Origin of the sequence: Amycolatopsis silviterrae (genome assembly GCF_042684085.1) — a bacterium.
Lineage (GTDB): Bacteria > Actinomycetota > Actinomycetes > Mycobacteriales > Pseudonocardiaceae > Amycolatopsis > Amycolatopsis silviterrae.
Genome location: NZ_JBHUKS010000003.1, coordinates 139,915 through 154,319 on the forward strand (window position 1 = coordinate 139,915; position 14,405 = coordinate 154,319).

Consider the following 14,405-nt stretch of genomic DNA (forward strand, 5'->3'; position numbering starts at 1 on the left):
GCGCACCCGCCGTCCGCCGAATTGTTCGGCGCGGGAAAAGAACGCGCCGGGCCGATTGTGCCTTATCCGTCCGGATAGGACTTTGAGGCGCGCGGGCCGTCCGCTGAAGTTATTTCACACAAGGGATTCCGCCTCCGCTCAAAACCGGCGGATCGGAGGGCGTGTTGCTGGTTCCGTGCGAGATCGGTGTCACGTAGGCGGCTGGGCTCGGCATCGGGGCGTCGCTGAGCAGTTGCGCGACGGTCGACTGGATTTGCGCGGTATTGACAAAGTTGACGTCTTCGCCGGATGTGCTCTTGCCGAAATGGTCGATGGGAAGAGTCACGAAACGGACGTTTCCGCCGGTCAGGCTGGTTGCCTGTTTCGCGAGCGCGAGCAGGTCCAGTGAACTGTCGACCGCGGTGTTCTGTTTCGCGACGTCCAGAATCCCCTGGAGCTTCGCCGGATCCGTGAAGGCCCCGCCCTGTTTGAGCTGATAGGCCAGCGAAGAGATGAACGCCTGCTGCCTGCGTTCGCGGTCGAGGTCGGTGAAGTTGAGCCCCGGGTGCACGTAGTCCCGGCGCTGCCGGACGAACGCGACAGCCTGCTCGGCGGAAATCTCCTGTTGGCCGGCGTGGAAGTTCGCCCCCGAGTAACTGTCCTGAGTGTCCTCGTTGAGGCACACCGTGATCGGCTGGACGACCTGTGCGATTTCCAGAAACGCCACCAGGGTGACCTCGACGAAATGGTCGATCGGGACATCGCCGAGGAATTTCCGCACGGTGTCGATTTCCGCCCGGCGGCCCGCGTCCCGCGCCTGCTGCTCGCGCTGGGCTTTGGTGACGTGCTGCGAAACGAGCTGTTTGGCCTTTTCGTCGAAAGCCAGCCCGTAGGCCTGCTTGATCTTGCCCTTGCACACGTTGTCCGGACAGCCCGCCAGCGGAACGTAATCGTCGCGCGGAATCGAGATCGACGTCGCCTTGCCGCCGTTGCCGGGGACGTGCAGCAGCATCAGCACATTGGCGTTGTAGCCGCCGTCCTGCTGATCCCCGGCGTGCAGTGCGTTGTAGATGTCCTTCGGCAGCGGATTGCCGTTTTCGTCGAGCCGGGAATCGAGACCCATGATGAGGATGTTGGTGTCGCCGCCGCTGGAGGTCGACTCCCCGTCGAGCACGTCGGACACTTGCAGCCCGGACACGACGCCCTGGTAAGCCGCCCAGCCGTAGCCGGTCAGCGAGAGCGTCAAGCCGGCCGCGATGGCCAGCGCGAGCCGGCCGATGATCTGTCGCCGCCGGGCCGCGGCGCGGGCGGCGACGGCGCGTGCCGCCGCGGCCCGGGACGCGGCGGCACGTCTGTCGTGGGGGTAGGTCATCGAACCTTCCGGTGCCGGGGCGTCATGGTTTCCCACTGTTGTGCACACTCCCTGTGTGCACGCTGAGAAGCAATCTCACGCAGAGTTAACCTAACGCCAGTTGGATGAGCTTCACGATGGCGAGTGCCATCGCCAGGAGCAGATACGCGCGCAGCGCGTACCCAGCCGTGAGGACGCGGCCACCACTGGCGGCCGACAGCGCGACGAGACCCGCGTAGAACCCCTTCGCACGCCACGCCCCACGATGCAGCGAACGCCCCGACGATCGCGAGGACCAGCAACATCAGCTCCGCCATCCCACCCGGCCCCGCGGGCATGGTCGGCACCGGGCCGCCGAGCATGCCCGCCGGATGCGCGAACACGTACACCGGGATCAGCGTCAGCGACCCGAGGCAGAAGAAAATCGCGATCCGCTCGAACCGCCGGAAGCTGCCGGTGAACGCGGCTCCGATGATGACGGCCGCGGCCAGCGCGACTGACGGCACCGTCGGCAGGCCGAGGCAGCGCGTCGCCATCGTGATGCCGATGAACTCGGTGACCAGGGTCAACGCGTTGAGCAGGAGCAGGTCGAGCACCGAGAGCACGATTAACCCCGGCCCGACGATCGCGAGCAGAGTCTTGAACTTGGCGCTGAGACCGGTCCGCGGCGCGGAATCGCCCGCTTCGATGGTGCCGAGTACACCGCGAATGTCGCCGACGTGCTCCTCGTCGAGGACCGCGGTGGTGCGCCGGTCGATGCGGACGACGGTGTCGGTGGTCATGCCGAACACTCCTCTCGACCCTGGGCTGAGCCGATCGAGGCACCCGCGACGCCCGTTTTTCCAGGATCAGCCGGAGATGCCGGAAAGCAGGGACGATCCGGGGCCGGGAGGCGTACTTCGCCCTGGGCTCGTATCGCGCATCGCCCGCACCTCCCCGCGTTTCCAGGCATCAAGGGGCACTCAACGCCACCCGTCGGATAACTGTCAAGCGGTTGTACAAGTGTTTTAATTATCAGTGTGACTCAGCTCACCGTCGGGAGAATGTCGAGAACGCCGTCCGCGCTCCGTCCCCGCAGCACCTGACCGCACCACGCGAAGGAGACCGAGATGGAACCGCAGCGGATCGCCGAAGTCCTGAACCGCCCGCTCAGCCAAGAACTGCTCGCCCGCGACCTGACCCGGCTGGCCTACGTCGCGAAGGACGGCACGCCGCGCAGCATCCCGATCTCGTTCAGCTGGAACGGCGCCGAGGTGGTCCTGTGCACCACCAAGAACTCGGCGAAACTGGCGGCGCTGCGGGCGAATCCGATGGTCGCGCTCACCATCGACACCGAGGTGCACCCGCCGAAGATCCTGCTCATCCGCGGCCGTGCCGAACTGGACTACGTCGACGGGATTCCGGACGAGTTCCTCGAAATGAACGGTTCCTACGAGATCACGCCCGAGCAGCGGGTCGAATGGGAGGCGGAAATCCGCTCCCTCTACGCCGAGGGCATGGTCCGCATCGTCGTCACCCCGACCTGGGCGAAACTGATCGACTTCGACACCACGCTGCCGTCGGCGGTCGAGGAGCTGGTGCGGCGCCGGGCTCAAGCGGAATCAGCCCAGGCGAACGGCTGATCCACTAGACTGCCTCGTCTTACATACGAAGGTGGGGCGCATGATCCTGGTGACGGGTGCGAGCGGCAATGTGGGTTCGGCGCTGGTCACCCAGCTGCGCGCGGCCGGGGTGCCGTTCCGCGCCGCCTACCATTCCCTGGAGAAGACAAGGAAAGCCGCCGCGGACGGCATCGACGCGGTCACCGTCGAAATGTCCGATCCGGCCACCGTGCAACCGGCGCTGGCCGGGGTGTCGAAGGTGTTCCTGCTGGGCGCGATGAGCCCGGGCCAGACCGGCAATGAGTCCAATGTGGTCGAAGCCGCGGTGTCGGCCGGGGTCTCGCACGTGGTCAAGCAATCCCTCTGGCGGGCGGACGAGGAACTCACGCCGATCGCCCGGCTGCACCGCCCGGTCGAACGAATGCTGGAAACGTCGCCGCTGTCCTGGACTTTCCTGCGAGCGAACTTCTACCTGCAAGCCTTCTCCGGAAACTGGGCCGAAACGATCCGGTCCGGGAATTTCTTCGCCAGCCCGCTGATCCGCGCCCGGATCGCGTTTGTGGACGCCGAAGACATCGCCCGCGTGGCGTTCCGCGCACTGACTGAAGACGGTCACGAGAGCAAGGCGTACGCCCTTTCCGGCCCGGAAGCCCTGACGTACGAAGAGGCCGCGACGGTGCTGTCCGAGGTACTCGGCCGTCCGATCGCGTACCGGGGAATGTCCAACGAGCAAGCCCTTTCCTCGCTGGCCGAGGCTGGTATGTCGTCGTTCCACGCCAAGGCACTGGTCGAGGTGTGCAACGTATACCTGGACGGCGGCGCGGAAACCGTGACTTCCACCGTCGAAGACGTCACCGGCCAACGGCCACGGAGCCTCCGCGAGTTCGCTACGGCGCACCGGCAGCGTTTCGAGTAAGGCTCGTCGTCGCCGGCTTCCCGCTATACGCAGCAAGGATTTCGGACAATGCCCCCTGCTGCTTTACTTGCCCCTCATCCATCCACAGCGCGGTATCGCAAAACTCCGCGAGCAGTTCGTCGGAGTGATTCGCGAACACCAGAATCCCAGACCGCTGCACGAGATCCTTGAGCCGATCGCGCGCCTTGGCCAGAAACGCCGCGTCGACCGCGCCGAGCCCCTCGTCGAGCAACAGGATCTCCGGATCGATCGTCGTCACCACCCCGAGCGCGAGCCGCACCCGCATGCCGGCCGAATATGTGCGCAAGGGCAGCTGCAGATAGTCGCCAAGCTCGGTGAACTCCGCGATCTCCTCGACCCGCTTCGCCATCTGCCTGCGGCTCATCCCGAGAAACAGACCCTGGATCAGGATGTTCTCCCGTCCCGACACCTCTGGATCCAGCCCAACCCCAAGATCGAACACCGGCGCGACCCGCCCCGTCACCCGCCGGAAGCCCCGGGTCGGCTCGTAAATCCCGGACAGCAACCGCAGCAAAGTGGACTTGCCGGCCCCGTTGTGCCCCACGAGCCCGACCCGCGCGCCCTCGTCAAGCCGGAACGACACGTCCCGCAACGCCTCGATCACCGGCACCCTCGCCCCCGTGCCGATCCTCCCACCGACCTTCCCGAGCACCCGCTTCTTCAGCGACCGCGCCTTGGCGTCGAAGATCGGAAAGTCGACGTAGGCACCGCGTACCTCGATGCTGACCATGGCCCCTCCCTGAATGCGAACCAAAATTACCATTCGCATCTGGGTCGGGTAACGTGCGCCAGGTGAGTCAGAACAGCGAGGGCTTCCGCCCGCCGCAACAAGCGCGCAGCCGGGCTTCGCTGCAGAAGGTGCTGACCGCCGCCGAACAGGTGCTGGCAGAGCAAGGCCTGGACTCGTTCACCGTCGCCGAGGTCGCCGCGCGGGCGGGGATGTCGGTGGGCACGATCTACCGCCGCTTCGATGGCAAGGAGCAGCTGCTGTACGCGGTCAAGGATCAGCTGCTGACCCAGCTGGAAACCAGCGTCCGAGATGCCCTCACCTCGGCGTCCCCCGGCCTCCGCTCGACGTTCACCGCCTTCGTAGCCGCCCTCGCGCGTACCTTCGCCGAGCACGACCGGATCTTCCCTGAGCTGTTGGACGCCCAACGCTCCGACGGCCGAGACCGCGGCCTGTCCGCGCTGTCCGAGATCCAGGCCGCACTCCGGGAAGCCGCCGCGCCGTACCTGACCGAGCCCGCCGGTCTCGAAATGGCGGCCCGGACGATCATCGGAGCCTGCATCCACCGAGCCGCGACCTGCCGCTTCTGGCCGGATGACCAGTCGTGGCCGAGCTGGGCCGAGGAGGCGGCGGAGATGGCACTGGCGTACCTGACTTCACCAGCCGCAGACCCGGCCCGGGTCACCGCTAGGATGTAGGCTGCAGCGCGTTAAGGCCCTCGTAGCTCAGGGGATAGAGCACGGCTCTCCTAAAGCCGGTGTCGCAGGTTCGAATCCTGCCGGGGGCACATCACGACGAGGTCCGCGTCGATGTCCGGTCCTGTGGCGGCCCACGGCGCAGTCCTTCGACTGTGATGCGCGGCTCTCGGGGCCGTGGTCGTGACACTGGCTGCGGTGTGTTGTTCTCGATCACGCTGACACTCTCAATCTGGGCTCTTTGCCGGGAACTGCGTCAGGTCCGGCCTTCGTCAGTTGCTCGGAGACAAGTCGAACGGGTTCAGCGCGCTGGTCGGGGAGGTTTCGGCAGGTCTGACTTGAACCACTGCGGAGCGGCTATTTTGCGTGTCGTCTGCCGGAGATGTGTCCCGTCCCTGTCAAAGGGCGTTCACGTGACATTTGGCTGGCCAGTTGACTAACCGCCTCGATGGTGGCCGGGCGCTTCGCCGGAGGGCAGTCCTCGATCGACTTGAACATCATCTGCTTCAACGTGCGGGCATCGGCGAGGCGCACCACCATCCACGCGATCGCCGTCACGGCACTGCTGCCGGCCAGTCCAAGGAGCACGACTCCCATCTCAGTCGTCCACCTCGCCAGGTATTTGGAACTCCTTGCTGGAGCCGGCAACGAGGCTCGAACGAAGGCTGTCGGCTGCTCGCGCCGCGCTGACGGCACGACCCTGCGGGCCGACGACTTCGCCTAGAACATGCGCCAGGCGTTCGCTTGCGCGCAGGTTTTTCGCTGGCACGTGAACTCGATGCAGTTCGAGGTGCCAGCTCGCGGTAGTCCGCAGGGCGTGTAGCCGTACCGGCCGCCCATGTGCGACAGCCAGCGCGAGCAGGTCGATTCGGTTGGTGGGGTGCCGAATCGCGTGCGCGGGTGTCTCCACGGCTGCACCTCCGAGTGTTCGTTGCGACCCCTGCCGGTCGCAGGCGGTGCAGCTAGTATGCTGGTAGGATACTTTGCTGTCAAATAGTGCTATTTCTACTGAAGGTAGGATTCATGGGTTCCATCATCGTGGCCGACGCCGTGCATGAGCGGATCGAGTTGCTCGCGGCTGCCTGGAGGACAACGGAGGGCGATGTCGTCAAACGTCTCCTCGAGGAGTTCGCCAGGGCAAGCCGGCAGGCAAGTGGCGGGCCGCGGCTCGACGGCAACGTGGATGTTCACGTCATCTACGCGGGCCAACGCGTTGAAGGGGTATACGACCGCGACACTATGCGCATTGACATCACCACAGGTGTGCTGGTTGGCAAGTCGTTCAACCGGCCCAGCAGTGCTGCCATCGCGGTGGTCGAGGCATACAAGCCCGGCATTAACCCGAATCGGAATGGGTGGGATTTCTGGGTCGTGACGGAGACGGGCAAACCCTTGCGGTCGATCAGGTGAGGTTGGCCAGTCTTGGAAGTTGCGCGCAACGCGACTCGCTACGCTAAGCCGTTGCTGGGCGTGGTCGCGGTGCCGCTCGTTCGATATGTCGCTGTTGGCTGATCGCTTCACCTGTTGCCATAGCTCTGCTGTAGTCAGCGTTGCTGTGGCGAGCGCACGCCTGGCCGCCGTTCGGCTGGTTCCTGATCACGAATCGCCGGGTGAAATCTGTCCTGTCTGCTGTTCGTCGCTGCGGTCGCATCTTTGGGAAGTAGTTGCTTAAGCGATTCGGCGAACTGGCGCTCCTTGGGTGCGCAGAACCCGCCAGCACAGATAGCCGCACACGCCCATCGCGGGCGCGCCGCCCAGCAAAGTCGCGGCGATGCCGAGCGGGGTCACCTGCGCGGTCAGGTACAACGGCAGCAACGCCGCCGTGGCTAGGACGTACTTCGCCAAGAAGATCGCCGTACACAGTTGGTAACGCCGACGCTGTGCCGGGTCCCGCCGCCAGCTGAAGCGTTCGCCGCGGGCCGCGCCCAGCACTAGTCCGAGCACCGGCAATCGCACCAGGATCGACAGCAGGAACACCGCGCCCCCGACTGCTTGGGTGAGCACGGCCGGCAGGTAGAAGTCGACCGCGTTTCCGGTGCTCCCGGCCAGCAAAGCCGAAACTCCCACGATGGCCAGCCCGATCGCCGGCTGCCAGTACTTCCGGTCGGTGAAGACCCGGATCGCGGCGAAAACCACCACGCCGCCGACTGCTACCAGCGCGGAGGTCGATACCTGACCGGTCGCCAAGTAGGTGATCAGGAACAGCACCCGCGAAGCGACCCCTTCGGCGACCGTGCGCCAGCCGCCCATCGCGGCGAACAACGACAACGACTTCTCGGTCAGGAGGGAGAAGCTCATGCGCTCGCCTTGACCGGCACCGGTGCGGAGGCGCGCATCGTGTCTTCGTAGGCGTTGATCGCCTCGATCAGATCGACCCGGCCGCGGTCCGCCTCGATTAGTGCGTCGCGGAGGCGGTGTGCGTCCTGCATCGCGAGGTTGCCGCCGAAACCGCGTGCCAGGTGGATCGCGTCGCCGAGGACCGTCACTGGGCTGGCGGGCCAGGCAGGTACTGGCGGGATCGTCCCGATGCGCAGCGTGGACGTCATTTCCGGCCACGCGTCATCGACGACCCGGCGCAAGACGGGCGGCAAGTCCGGTGGTTCCTGCGTGGTCGGCAAAGCCCACATCAGATAGTCCTCGACCGAGGCGACCACACTGTGGCTCAAGGCGGGCAGCAACCGTTGCCGCGCCACGGCTGGCGGCGAGGTGAACCGCAGCGCGCCCAGCACCATTGTCTTGTCGCGCACCCGTGCGACGGCGGGGTTGTGGCCGATCAGGTCGGGCAATCCGGCCGCAGACCGCAACGGAGTGGCACCCATGAGCATGCGCTGCCCCGAATCGACCACGCGCGCCTGCGGCAGGTACTGACGGCGGACCGCCGAGCCGATCCCGTCCGCGCCGACCAGGACGTCCGCCGTGTCCGTGCGGTCGTCGGCGCACCACACCTTGACCGTGCCGTCCGCTTGTCGCTCGAACCGCGTGAACTCCGCTCCAAAGTGGACCGCGTCCTCCAAGTCGGTCAGCAATACCGCCCGCAGCAAGGGACGATGGGTCTGCCGTCCGGGTCGTGCGGCAGATGGCTGGCCGTCGACAACGGCGAGCGATCCGTCCACTTCGGACACTGAAAGCGTCTGCGTGCGTAGCCCGCCCATCGTGGCGTCGATCATCGCGGCGTGTGCCGACGGCAGGCATCCGCGCAACGCGGAAGCGCCTCGGTCGTCGACATGCAAGCTGACGCCTTGCGCGCGCCCCATTGCGCCGTCTCGCTCGTACACGGCGACGTCGATCCCCGCCTGGCGCAGCCCTTGCGCGAGCGTCAGCCCGCCCAGACCTGCGCCGATCACGATCACTTTCATCCCGGCCCCCTGTTTCTTCATCGCTGATGAAGTTCAGGCTAGCGCGACTCCGTGCGAAACTCCACCAACGATGAAGAAAGCTCGGCTAGACTCACCGGCGTCATGGCAGAACAGAGTGCGCGCCCCGGACGCTGGCGAACCGGGGCGGAGAGCAAACAGCGAATCCTGGACGCAGCCCGCGCGCTGTTCCGGGAGCACGGCTACGGCGGCACGACGGTGCGCGCGGTCGCGGCCGAGGCGGGCGTCGATCCCGCGATGGTGTTCTACTTCTTCGGCAACAAGCAGCGTCTTTTCGCCGCCGCGATCGAGATGTCCGCGCAGCTCCCGCCGGCCATCGACGCGGTTTTCGCCGGCGGGCTCGACGGCCTCGGCGAGCGCATCGTCCGGACACTCCTGGAGAACCTGGACGCCTCCGGCCGAACCCCGCTCGCGATGTTCACCCGGTCGGCCCCGGCCGAGGACCAATCCGACACTCTCATTCGCGAGTACGTCGACCGCGAAATCACCCAGCGATTGGCGAAGCTCCTCGACACTCCGGACGCCGCGGACCGGGCGGGCATGGTCAACGTCCAATTGCTGGGGCTCACCGTGGCGCGGTACGTCGTGCGGATCGAGCCGATCGCGTCTTCGCCGGTCGACGAGCTGGTCAGCCGGTTCGGTCCGCTCGTGCAGCACTGCCTGATCGGGGCGGCCGGACAAACAGCCGGTCCAGATGCTGATCGATAGCCGCGAGCGCGGCACTGGGCTCAATCACGTCCAGCTCAAGCAGCGTCGTCAGCCCGGTCAGCGAGAGGACGAGGTTCGTCTCGACCGCTGGGTCGCGGTCCGCGGGAATGTGCCCGTCGGCGATGGCTTGCCGGATCAGGTGCTCGACGATCGCACGCTTCTCGCGTAGTTCGTCGCGCAGTCGTGTGTGCAACTCCGGGTCGTGCAGGGCTTCGAGGACGTACGCGGCGTTCATCCGGCTCGTCGCGCGGGAGTCGGGGCGCAGCGGCAGCATCTCGGCGAGCGTCACGCGCAGCACGTCCCGAGGGTGTGCGACGCCGGCGAGGCCCTCGGCGACCCGGTGCGAAGTGTGCTCAGCGGCGAACTCCATCGCGAACGTGAGCATCGCCGTCCGGGTCGAAAAGTAGTGCTGCACCTGCCCGAGGGAGGCCCCCGCCTCGCGGGCGACCTCGCGCATTGTCGCCCGGTTCCAGCCCTGCTGCTCCACCACCCGCCACAGCGCGCGGGCGATCTCTTCCCGGCGCTCGCGGTGGTCGACCTTCTTCGGCACGCCAGCCCTTTCGCTCGTTTCAATACAGTGGACATAATACACTTGACTTGAAACCGTCGGGGGCGCGAGAATGATCGGAACGATGCCGCCAGCGGTCCGGACGGCCGAGGGGGCTGTGACGGGCCGCTGGCGGGCGGGAATGGGTGCAGCGCACCATTTCCCGTTTCGGCGGCGACCCCGGGCGGGTGTGCGTCGCCGGTCAATCAGCGGGCGCGGTTGACGGTTCCGTATCCGGAGGGGGCTTTGCGGAAGATCTGGGCGCATCGCACCCCAGTCCCTTTCGGGCCAAGCCGAACTGCCGGTACCAGCTAAGCAAGTCCGGTCGGTCAACGCTGCCCGGATCGACCACGGCATCCGGATCATCCCCGAGCAACAGCCGCTTCACCGGGACCTCCAGCTTCTTCCCCGTGCGAGTATGCGGAATTCCCGGCACCGCGATGATCTCGTCCGGAACATGCCGCGCCGACGCGCCTCGGCGAATTGCCGCCCGGATCCGTTGCCGCAACGCGTCATCGAGGGCAACCCCGTCGGCCATAGTGACGAACAACGGCATCCAATACCCACCGGAGCCCTCCTCGACACCTACGACCAAGGCCTCCTGAACCTCCGGAAGCTCCTCGACCGGCCCGTAAATATCGCCGCTTCCCATCCGCACGCCGTGCCGGTTCAGCGTCGCGTCCGAACGGCCGTGGATGATCACCGAGCCGCGGTCGGTGATGGTCGTCCAATCGCCGTGTCGCCACATCGCCGGGAACGTGTCGAAATACGCGGCCCGGTACCGGAGGTCGCCGGGGTCGTTCCAGAATCGCACTGGCATGGACGGCATCGGACGCCGCACGACCAGCTCCCCGACTGTCCCGCGGACGGGTTTTCCATCCTGGTCCACCGCATTGAGCGCGACCCCGAGGCACGGGACCGACAACTCGCCCGGCCACACCGGCGTCGTCGGTGCCGCGCTCGCGAAAGCGGTGACGACGTCCGTCCCGCCGCTGCTGGAAACGATCTGGACGCGCGGCCCGAGTTCTTGCTCGGCCCAGCGGTGCAGGTCAGCCGGAAAAGCCGACCCGGTGACGCCGAGCCGCACCAACGCACTCAGGTCGTGGTCCCCCAGCCGGACATCGGCTTTGCGGCAGGACGCCAGGTAGCCGGGACTGGTGCCCAGCGTGGTGACCCGAAGGCGGTCGGCCAACTGCCACAACGCATCAGGGCGGCGGAAGGTCGGACTGCCGTCGTAGCAGACCGCCGTCGCTCCGACCAACAGGGCACCGACGAGGGAGTTCCACAACATCCAACTCGGCGTGGTGTACCAGAGAATCCGGTCGCCGGTCCGCAGGTTCTGATGAAAGGCGGAATGCTTCAGTTGCTCAAGGACGACGCCGCCGTGGTCGTGCACTATCCCTTTAGGACGGCCAGTGGTTCCGGAGGAGAACAGCACCCACAACGGATGTCCAAAAGGGACTGAGACTGGAGCCAGCGCGTCGTCGCCGCCAGTGATTGACGACCAGGGGATCGCGCCGGGCGCTGAGTTCGCGTCGCCGACCGCCACTGTAGCGACCAAAGTGGACAGTCCGGCGCGCAGGGCTGCCACATCGGCACCGCGCTCGACGACGCGGCCACCGTGCTGGGACTGCGTGGCGGTGATCAGCACCGCCGGCTCAAGCTGCGCGAATCGCGCCAGCGCTGCCGACCCGACGTAGTCCAGGCCGCATCCAGCCCAGATCGCACCGAGACTCGCGGTGGCCAGGAACGCCACGATGGCCTCAGCTGAATTGGGCAGGTACCCCACCACCCGGTCGCCGGCCGACACCCCGAGGTCGGTCAGGGCCGCCGCGACGGAGCCGACCTGACGGCGCAACTCGCCCCAGCTCAGCTCGACCGGATCGGCCTCCTCGGTCACGGCGACCACCGCGGTGGCGGCATCGTCCCGGCCACGGAACACCTCGGCCGCGTAGTTCAGCGTGCTCCCGGGGAACCAGACGCTGCCCGGCATCGCCTCGGTCGCCAGCGCGGGTTGTCCTTCCGGGCGCATGGGCAGTCCAAAGTAGTCCCACACGGCCGACCAGAAACCGTCGAGATCCTCCACCGACCATTCCCACAGCGTCCGGTACTCGCCGGCCAGCTCGCGTCCGGTACGGGCCGAGGCATACCGGGCGAAATCGGTGATCCGCGCTTCTTCCGCGGGAATCCGGCCGGTCATTCGCCCTCCCATTCCACGACCGTCGTCTGCACCGCCTTGGCCGCGAGGGCTTCGAACAGCGGTCGCCCGCCAGTGTCGGCGAGGGTGACGAACAGCCGGTTCCCGTCGGCGGAGCAGCACGCGATGGGGAACTCATCACCGGTGTCGATCTTGGTGCGCACGGTGTTGTCCCGGATCAGGACGACCGCGTGTCCGGTAGTGGTCGCCACCCAGATTCCTTCTGGTACTGCCCAGATTCCGTCGGGACGAGCGTCGGGCCCGACCAGATCGGCGAGGTCGGCGTAAAGACGCCGGTCGGTCAGCGTGCCGTCCGCGCCGACGGTGAAGGCCGTCAGCCGTTGAGCCGCGGTCTCGGCGATGATCAGGGTGCGACCGTCGTCGATAAAGGCGAGACCGTTGGGAAAGCTGAGGTTCTCGCCGGCGACGGTGACTGAACCATTGATAGCGACTCGCAGCAGCCGGCCGGGCCGAGGTGCTTCACCGGCGGCGAAACCGACGTCGTCGACGTACAGATTGCCCTGTGCGTCACCGACGAGGTCGCCGAGTGGACCGGTGGCCACGGCATTGAGATCGGCATGGGTGACGAACTGTTTACCAGTCCAGACGCCAATGCGGTTCTCGTGCATCATGGCCGCGACGAGCCTGCCGTCGGGCAAGAACCACAGACCGTTGGAAGGCGAGTCCAGCTTGGTGGCAGTCCAGCTTCCGTCCTGGTCCGTCCACAGTCGACTGCCTTGCGTATCAGACAGCCACAGCGCGCGTTCGTGCCAGCGCGGCCCCTCGCCCCAGACCATCCCGCTGCGATAGGGCTTCATGCGCGCACCTCCATGCGCTGTGCGAGTTCCTTCGTCGCCGTCTCGAGGTCCGCCGCATCGGCGGCCAGGGCGAACGCGTAGCGGTCCGGGCGGATGATCGCCGCAGTGGCCGAGTTCGCGGCCAGCCAATCGTCGACCGCTGGGCCCGCGTCCGTCACCACGGCGACCTCCAGCCGTTGCCACAGCTCCGCGGTTTCCGCTGACACCACGTGTTTTCCTACGACGACGAAGTTGTATCCGGTCACGTCGTCAAGCCGCGTGCCATCGGCGGCCCGGGGTTGGGGGCTGAGCTTGCCGACGGCGTCGCCGGGTTCCTCGGTCAGGCCGGGGCCGAGCGGAGGTCGGAATGGTTCGAGTGTCTGGGGTTCCGACAGTTCCGGGTGCGTCTCGCCGATGCCGAAGGACTCGATGAGGTTGGCCTGCCGGGCGGATTCGGCGATATACGGGCGAACGTGCGGGGCGCGCTCGCTTTCGTAGGTGTCGAGGAGGCTGTCGGAGCTGGTTCCCTTGACGACGGCGGCGAGTTTCCATGCGAGGTTCGCCGCGTCGCGGAGGCCGGAACACATGCCCTGGCCGAGCATCGGCGGCATCTCGTGCGCGGCGTCGCCGGCGAGGAGCAGCCGTCCCGAACGCCAGCCGTGCACGAGCCGCGCGTGCCATTCGTAGGTGTCGGCTCGCATGATGCGGTAGCTGCCCGGTTCGATCCAGCGGCTGAGCGCGTCGTACACCGCCTGCGGGCGTTCCAGTTCGGCGGCGTCGTCCTCGTCGAGGAGCATGAATTCGAACCGCAGCATCGGAGGAAAGATCGGTACGTAGGTGATCGGGCGCTGTCCCTCGCACAGAATGAATCCGGACTCCGCCGGAAGCGCCGGAGGATGCCGGAACGGATGGACATCGACGATGAGCGAACGCTGGGTGCCCTCCAGGTCTTCGACTTCGGCGCCCATCAGCTGCCGGACGAACGAATTCGCCCCGTCGGAACCCACGGTGTAAGCCGCTTTCAGCGTCTTGACCTGATTCCGGTCGGTGAGGGTGAGGCGGACCGCCTCCGCGTCCTGGACGATCGCGGTGACCGACCAGCCGAACCACAGGTCGACGTTCGGGTCGCTGGCGAGCAGGCCGCGCAGCTGGGACTCGAAATCCGGCTGGTGGAACTGGTAATCCGTACGCCAGCCTTGGCCGGATTCTTCCCGGGCGTGCGCGAATTCGAGAAACGGGGTTCCGTCCGGCAGCCGCAGCGTCCAGCCAGTCTGGCGCAGGAACCGCTGTTCGAGATCGGCCGCGCCCAGGGTTTGGAGCGTGCGCATCGATTCGTCGTCGAGATGGGTTGCTCGCGGATGATGGCAGACGATCCGGTTCGGATCGATGGCAGCGACCCGAAGCCCTTTCGCGCTGAGCAACCGCGCGAGAGCCAATCCGACCGGACCGCATCCCACGACCGCGACGTCGTAAGTGTCCATAACCGTTCCCT

Annotated in this window: 16 protein-coding genes and 1 tRNA gene; 6 read left to right on the forward strand and 11 right to left on the reverse strand. The window is 66.6% G+C overall.

Features of this window, described 5'->3' with window-relative positions; translation table 11 throughout:
• Positions 1-109: 109 nt before the first annotated feature.
• Together ACFSVL_RS02365 and ACFSVL_RS02370 are read right to left on the reverse strand one after the other, a co-directional pair.
• Complete coding sequence (locus ACFSVL_RS02365) at positions 110-1,351, reverse strand: LCP family protein (protein WP_378299941.1); 1,242 nt, start codon at positions 1,349-1,351, stop codon at positions 110-112.
• On the reverse strand, positions 1,348-2,112 hold the full coding sequence (locus ACFSVL_RS02370) for a divalent metal cation transporter (RefSeq protein WP_378299943.1): 765 nt from the start codon (positions 2,110-2,112) through the stop codon (positions 1,348-1,350). Before ACFSVL_RS02370 ends, ACFSVL_RS02365 begins: the two co-directional genes overlap by 4 nt.
• A gap of 327 nt (positions 2,113-2,439) precedes the next feature.
• Between ACFSVL_RS02370 and ACFSVL_RS02375 the strand changes: the two genes are divergently transcribed.
• Positions 2,440-2,952: a pyridoxamine 5'-phosphate oxidase family protein gene (locus tag ACFSVL_RS02375; RefSeq protein ID WP_378299945.1), complete on the forward strand. Its 513-nt coding sequence runs from the start codon at positions 2,440-2,442 to the stop codon at positions 2,950-2,952.
• A 40-nt stretch (positions 2,953-2,992) separates the two neighbouring features.
• Positions 2,993-3,847: an SDR family oxidoreductase gene (locus tag ACFSVL_RS02380; protein WP_378299946.1), complete on the forward strand. Its 855-nt coding sequence runs from the start codon at positions 2,993-2,995 to the stop codon at positions 3,845-3,847.
• Here ACFSVL_RS02380 and wzt read toward each other — a convergent pair.
• On the reverse strand, positions 3,819-4,637 hold the full coding sequence (gene wzt / locus ACFSVL_RS02385) for a galactan export ABC transporter ATP-binding subunit Wzt/RfbE (protein WP_449224360.1): 819 nt from the start codon (positions 4,635-4,637) through the stop codon (positions 3,819-3,821). The genes ACFSVL_RS02380 and wzt overlap by 29 nt on opposite strands.
• A gap of 23 nt (positions 4,638-4,660) precedes the next feature.
• Between wzt and ACFSVL_RS02390 the strand changes: the two genes are divergently transcribed.
• Together ACFSVL_RS02390 and ACFSVL_RS02395 are read left to right on the forward strand one after the other, a co-directional pair.
• Positions 4,661-5,293 (forward strand): TetR/AcrR family transcriptional regulator, encoded by a 633-nt coding sequence (locus ACFSVL_RS02390; RefSeq protein ID WP_378299949.1) that lies wholly within the window; start codon positions 4,661-4,663, stop codon positions 5,291-5,293.
• 16 nt (positions 5,294-5,309) lie between these two features.
• Positions 5,310-5,382, forward strand: a tRNA-Arg gene (locus ACFSVL_RS02395).
• Between the two features lie 265 nt (positions 5,383-5,647).
• Here the strand turns inward: ACFSVL_RS02395 and ACFSVL_RS02400 are convergent.
• Positions 5,648-5,887 carry a hypothetical protein gene (locus tag ACFSVL_RS02400; protein WP_378299951.1) on the reverse strand — a complete coding sequence of 80 codons (240 nt, stop codon included), beginning with the start codon at positions 5,885-5,887 and terminating at the stop codon, positions 5,648-5,650.
• A gap of 1 nt (position 5,888) precedes the next feature.
• Positions 5,889-6,200 carry a hypothetical protein gene (locus ACFSVL_RS02405; RefSeq protein ID WP_378299953.1) on the reverse strand — a complete coding sequence of 104 codons (312 nt, stop codon included), beginning with the start codon at positions 6,198-6,200 and terminating at the stop codon, positions 5,889-5,891.
• Between the two features lie 113 nt (positions 6,201-6,313).
• Between ACFSVL_RS02405 and ACFSVL_RS02410 the strand changes: the two genes are divergently transcribed.
• Positions 6,314-6,700 carry a hypothetical protein gene (locus tag ACFSVL_RS02410; protein ID WP_378299955.1) on the forward strand — a complete coding sequence of 129 codons (387 nt, stop codon included), beginning with the start codon at positions 6,314-6,316 and terminating at the stop codon, positions 6,698-6,700.
• Positions 6,701-6,958: 258 nt separating this feature from the next.
• On the opposite strand, the gene ACFSVL_RS02415 is transcribed toward ACFSVL_RS02410, so the two are convergent.
• Together ACFSVL_RS02415 and ACFSVL_RS02420 are read right to left on the reverse strand one after the other, a co-directional pair.
• Positions 6,959-7,588, reverse strand: a complete 630-nt coding sequence (locus ACFSVL_RS02415) for a DUF3159 domain-containing protein (protein ID WP_378299956.1) — start codon at positions 7,586-7,588, stop codon at positions 6,959-6,961.
• Positions 7,585-8,667 carry an FAD-dependent oxidoreductase gene (locus tag ACFSVL_RS02420; RefSeq protein WP_378299958.1) on the reverse strand — a complete coding sequence of 361 codons (1,083 nt, stop codon included), beginning with the start codon at positions 8,665-8,667 and terminating at the stop codon, positions 7,585-7,587. The genes ACFSVL_RS02415 and ACFSVL_RS02420 overlap by 4 nt, the downstream gene beginning before the upstream one ends.
• A gap of 81 nt (positions 8,668-8,748) precedes the next feature.
• Here ACFSVL_RS02420 and ACFSVL_RS02425 point away from each other — a divergent pair, with 81 nt between their 5' ends.
• Positions 8,749-9,372 (forward strand): TetR/AcrR family transcriptional regulator, encoded by a 624-nt coding sequence (locus tag ACFSVL_RS02425; RefSeq protein WP_378299960.1) that lies wholly within the window; start codon positions 8,749-8,751, stop codon positions 9,370-9,372.
• On the opposite strand, the gene ACFSVL_RS02430 is transcribed toward ACFSVL_RS02425, so the two are convergent.
• The 4 genes from ACFSVL_RS02430 to ACFSVL_RS02445 form a co-directional block, all read right to left on the reverse strand.
• Positions 9,293-9,922, reverse strand: coding sequence for a TetR/AcrR family transcriptional regulator (locus tag ACFSVL_RS02430; RefSeq protein ID WP_378299962.1), 630 nt, complete (start codon positions 9,920-9,922; stop codon positions 9,293-9,295). The two genes, ACFSVL_RS02425 and ACFSVL_RS02430, sit on opposite strands and share 80 nt — an antisense overlap.
• A gap of 199 nt (positions 9,923-10,121) precedes the next feature.
• Complete coding sequence (locus tag ACFSVL_RS02435) at positions 10,122-12,119, reverse strand: acetoacetate--CoA ligase (protein ID WP_378299964.1); 1,998 nt, start codon at positions 12,117-12,119, stop codon at positions 10,122-10,124.
• A complete protein-coding gene (locus ACFSVL_RS02440; RefSeq protein ID WP_378299966.1) occupies positions 12,116-12,934 on the reverse strand; it encodes an SMP-30/gluconolactonase/LRE family protein in 819 nt (272 codons plus the stop codon). Before ACFSVL_RS02440 ends, ACFSVL_RS02435 begins: the two co-directional genes overlap by 4 nt.
• Complete coding sequence (locus ACFSVL_RS02445; protein ID WP_378299968.1) at positions 12,931-14,394, reverse strand: bifunctional 3-(3-hydroxy-phenyl)propionate/3-hydroxycinnamic acid hydroxylase; 1,464 nt, start codon at positions 14,392-14,394, stop codon at positions 12,931-12,933. The genes ACFSVL_RS02440 and ACFSVL_RS02445 overlap by 4 nt, the downstream gene beginning before the upstream one ends.
• Positions 14,395-14,405: the final 11 nt, after the last annotated feature.

What these genes read in the sequence shown, in the direction of transcription:
- ACFSVL_RS02365 (WP_378299941.1), bottom strand. Translation starts at nt 1,351, where the DNA reads ATGACCTACCCCCACGACAGACGTGCCGCCGCGTCCCGGGCCGCGGCG.
- ACFSVL_RS02370 (WP_378299943.1), bottom strand. Translation starts at nt 2,112, where the DNA reads ATGACCACCGACACCGTCGTCCGCATCGACCGGCGCACCACCGCGGTC.
- ACFSVL_RS02375 (WP_378299945.1), top strand. Translation starts at nt 2,440, where the DNA reads ATGGAACCGCAGCGGATCGCCGAAGTCCTGAACCGCCCGCTCAGCCAA.
- ACFSVL_RS02380 (WP_378299946.1), top strand. Translation starts at nt 2,993, where the DNA reads ATGATCCTGGTGACGGGTGCGAGCGGCAATGTGGGTTCGGCGCTGGTC.
- wzt (WP_449224360.1), bottom strand. Translation starts at nt 4,637, where the DNA reads ATGCGAATGGTAATTTTGGTTCGCATTCAGGGAGGGGCCATGGTCAGC.
- ACFSVL_RS02400 (WP_378299951.1), bottom strand. Translation starts at nt 5,887, where the DNA reads ATGGGAGTCGTGCTCCTTGGACTGGCCGGCAGCAGTGCCGTGACGGCG.
- ACFSVL_RS02410 (WP_378299955.1), top strand. Translation starts at nt 6,314, where the DNA reads ATGGGTTCCATCATCGTGGCCGACGCCGTGCATGAGCGGATCGAGTTG.
- ACFSVL_RS02415 (WP_378299956.1), bottom strand. Translation starts at nt 7,588, where the DNA reads ATGAGCTTCTCCCTCCTGACCGAGAAGTCGTTGTCGTTGTTCGCCGCG.
- ACFSVL_RS02420 (WP_378299958.1), bottom strand. Translation starts at nt 8,667, where the DNA reads ATGAAGAAACAGGGGGCCGGGATGAAAGTGATCGTGATCGGCGCAGGT.
- ACFSVL_RS02425 (WP_378299960.1), top strand. Translation starts at nt 8,749, where the DNA reads ATGGCAGAACAGAGTGCGCGCCCCGGACGCTGGCGAACCGGGGCGGAG.
- ACFSVL_RS02435 (WP_378299964.1), bottom strand. Translation starts at nt 12,119, where the DNA reads ATGACCGGCCGGATTCCCGCGGAAGAAGCGCGGATCACCGATTTCGCC.
- ACFSVL_RS02440 (WP_378299966.1), bottom strand. Translation starts at nt 12,934, where the DNA reads ATGAAGCCCTATCGCAGCGGGATGGTCTGGGGCGAGGGGCCGCGCTGG.
- ACFSVL_RS02445 (WP_378299968.1), bottom strand. Translation starts at nt 14,394, where the DNA reads ATGGACACTTACGACGTCGCGGTCGTGGGATGCGGTCCGGTCGGATTG.